Source organism: Thiomicrospira sp. (genome assembly GCF_014859555.1).
Taxonomy (GTDB): Bacteria; Pseudomonadota; Gammaproteobacteria; order Thiomicrospirales; family Thiomicrospiraceae; genus Thiomicrospira.
Map to the genome: position 1 here is coordinate 1 of NZ_JACUTY010000098.1, position 3,246 is coordinate 3,246.

General features: G+C 42.2%; 2 protein-coding genes. Both read right to left on the reverse strand.

Annotation, left to right across the window (positions count from 1 at the left end; all coding sequences use genetic code 11):
• Positions 1-97: 97 nt before the first annotated feature.
• Positions 98-2,905, reverse strand: a complete 2,808-nt coding sequence (locus tag IBX48_RS10035) for an EAL domain-containing protein (RefSeq protein ID WP_296834077.1) — start codon at positions 2,903-2,905, stop codon at positions 98-100.
• A gap of 96 nt (positions 2,906-3,001) precedes the next feature.
• A partial coding sequence (locus IBX48_RS10040) for a hypothetical protein (protein WP_296834081.1) occupies positions 3,002-3,246 on the reverse strand: 245 nt, incomplete at its 5' end.

Sequence of the window (3,246 nt, forward strand, 5' to 3'; positions counted from 1 at the left end):
AATTTCAAATCTTAGTTACATCCAGTTTAGGCAAAGTTTGATTTCAGTCAAGAAACAATGCACTAGGCTTTCAATGCTTTGCATTAGATATCCAAATTTAAATACGCCCATGGTTCGGGTTTGCATAGTCTTGCGGTGCGCCATATTCATAACCTTGAAAAAACTCAACGTCGTATTGCCGGAGTTTGTTAGCAATTTCGGGGCTGCTAACAAACTCCGCGACGACCCGAATGCCAAGTTTTTTAGCGATATCAATAATGCTTTCGGCCACCAGCAGGCTGTTTTTGTCTTCTAGTATTTTGCTAATAATTGAACCGTCAATTTTTAAGTAATCTGCATTCATTTGCACCAGGTAGGAGAAATTGGAATAACCACTGCCAAAGTCGTCAATCGCGATTTCGGCGCCGCGAGATTTGGCATCCAGAATAAACTGGTGAATATTGGTGTAGTCTTGAATCGATTCGGTTTCGGTGACTTCAAATGTGATTTTACCTTGCGATAAGGCGCATAGGTGATCTAGCAAATACAGGCGCAATTGCTGGTTTTCGATGTCTTGAATCGATAGGTTGATCGAGATATTCGCACCGGTTTGATTGGCAAATGCCAGTGCCGCATCGTACACACGGCGTGTAATTTGGGCATAATAGCGGGTTTGTTTGGCGATATCTAAAAATAACGCCGGGCTAATAATTTCGCCACTGCTTGAAATCATTCGCACCAGCGCTTCATACTTTTTCTCAGCCGGGTTAGCCGAATTGACGATGGGTTGATAAAAATTCACAATCCGGTTTTCTTGTAATGCATCACGCAACCTATGCAGCCAGAACACATGGTCAAGTGAAGCGGAAATATGCGTTTGCTCAATCGGTATGGTGTTGGATAATGGGCTAATTTTGGCTTTCGATAACGCACGTTCCGCGAGTTGCAGTTGATAACGTTCTCCTTCACCAATACCAAATACCACATCCAAATCTATCATCGCGCTTTCGACTTCAAAGCAATGCTCAAGCGCTTGTGATTTAAGTTTTTGTAGGGCGAAAGCAAAGGCTTGAGATGAAATAGAATGGTCGGAACGAATGACAAACTGGTCACCATGAACGCGGTATAGGGTAAACCCATAATCGAGACTTTGAGTGGTTAACCAACTTGAAAAATTTAATAGGATTTTATCGGCAAAATCAAACCCGTAAAAATCATTAAAAGCCTTAAAGTTTCGAATATCGAGTAAAGCCAAAAAAGTGGTTTGGTTGGCTTCTATATCTATTAAAAGCTGACGACGATTAGGTAAGCCAGTTAACTTATCGATAAGCTGTTCCTTTAACTGCTGCTCTTGTTCTACTAAAGCTGTAATGTCTTTACGGATGCTGATATATTCAAGAATCTCACCCTGTTCATCCAGAATGGGCAGAATGCTGCTTTGTACAAAATAAGCTTGTCCATCTTTGCGTTTATTTTTAATGACGCCACTCCAAGGTTGCTTGGCTTGAATCGTACGCCAAAGCTCTTTAAATACTTCGCTAGGCATGTCTGGGTGACGTAAAAGGTTGTGGTTTTTGCCCATTACTTCATGTGACTGGTAGCCGGAGATTTTTTCAAAGGCTTTATTGATATAGGTGAAGGCACCGGTAGGGTCGGATTTCGATACAATCGCGCTTTCGTCTAAAGCGTTCTTGTACTGTTCAAGAAAGCGGATATTGGTATTCAGTTCTTGGGTTGTCACGTTAACCAAATGTGCCAACGACCTCATGGTGGAGGCATTTTGCAACGGTTGAAGTTTATTCGGTAAGTTGGATTTTTGTTTGGGTTGCGACGACTCCGATAAGGTTAAGAAAGTGGTCGTAATATTTAATAACGCATTGGCTTTTTGGTGATGAAAGTATTCGCCGTAAGTAAAAAATCCGGCGGAGGGCGCGAGCGCCGCTAAGGCTTTGAGTTCAGAGCGGATATGCTCTTTTAAGAAAGCGTGGCGTGCGGTGCATGCATAAATAAATATGGATTCAATAGGCAGATTCTGGCCAACCTGTGAAGCTTTGTTAGCCGATTCTTGTGCCAGTTGTGTGTAGTCGGCTACGCCAAAATGAACTTGATCACCTTCTTTAAAACGACCCGCATAAATTAAGCCACCATTGTCACTGGTGGCGACCGCAGAACGGCCAATTTGCAAACCATCTTGCTCAATGATTAATGGGAACTCCATAATGTTTTGTGGAATATTTAACGCAACTTCGTCGCCTAAATAATGGCGATACACCTCTAAAACAGGCCGGTTGTTGAGTTCGTAAACCACCTCATCTTGGCAGCGTGTAACGGTCATTTTAAGTCCGATAGGCACCCAATTTAAAACAAAGTCGTTATGTAAAATTAAGTCAGGATTTATCAAAAATACCCCAACTACACCTTGAGTGTAAATGTGCGATTGGTGAATGATTAGACTTTGTTTAAATTGATTATTGTCCCCTGCATTACCACCGGAAATAATTAATTCTGGCGCGTGTTCACCGAGGGCTTGTAGGAGGCGGTCGGGTGGAGAGTGCAGCGTATCGGCAAATAAAATCGCGCCTTTAGCTTGTAGAGCAAGTGCTTGTTTAGCTAAATCTAGGCCTGATTGATAACCAGTATCGGGCAGATAAAAGCTTTGCAGTTGAGTGGATTCAAAAAAACTAAAACTTAATAGCCGTTTTTGGTTTAAGACTGCACCATCCGCAATTTCACCGCTTGTAGATGCGCCAAGGATCGTGATGTGCGGGTGTCGGCTTAAAACCGTGTTTAGTAGGGTTTGAATCTGAGTTTGATCAAACTGACCGGTAAAGATTTGTAATAAAACAAAGTGGCTATCAAATAGACCTTGATTTAAAAAATCGTTTAAAGCTTCAGGCGATTGATATAAATGATTAATCGTTTGCACTACATGTCCTGAGGATAGGTAGAGTTAAAGCCAATATGGCTTTAACTCTTGATGTTAAAATTCAGGGTTATTCGCGTGTCCCTTAAGTTAACTTGCTTAAAACTCAGACCATTCATCCGCGTTTTTTTCAGATTGCGCTGGTTTGGCTTTGGCAGGTGGCAAAGCGGCCGGTTTGTGGCTAGGCTTAGTTTGAGGTGTGACTGGTTTTTGCAAGACCTTATTGGAACCAGTCGATAGCGGTTTATGATGTCCGCTTAAACTCTGAATTTGGCGTTCGCCTTTCACATTACCGGTGGTTTTAAAGAAGGCCATATCTTCTGATAAGTTGCGCGCCTGCTCAC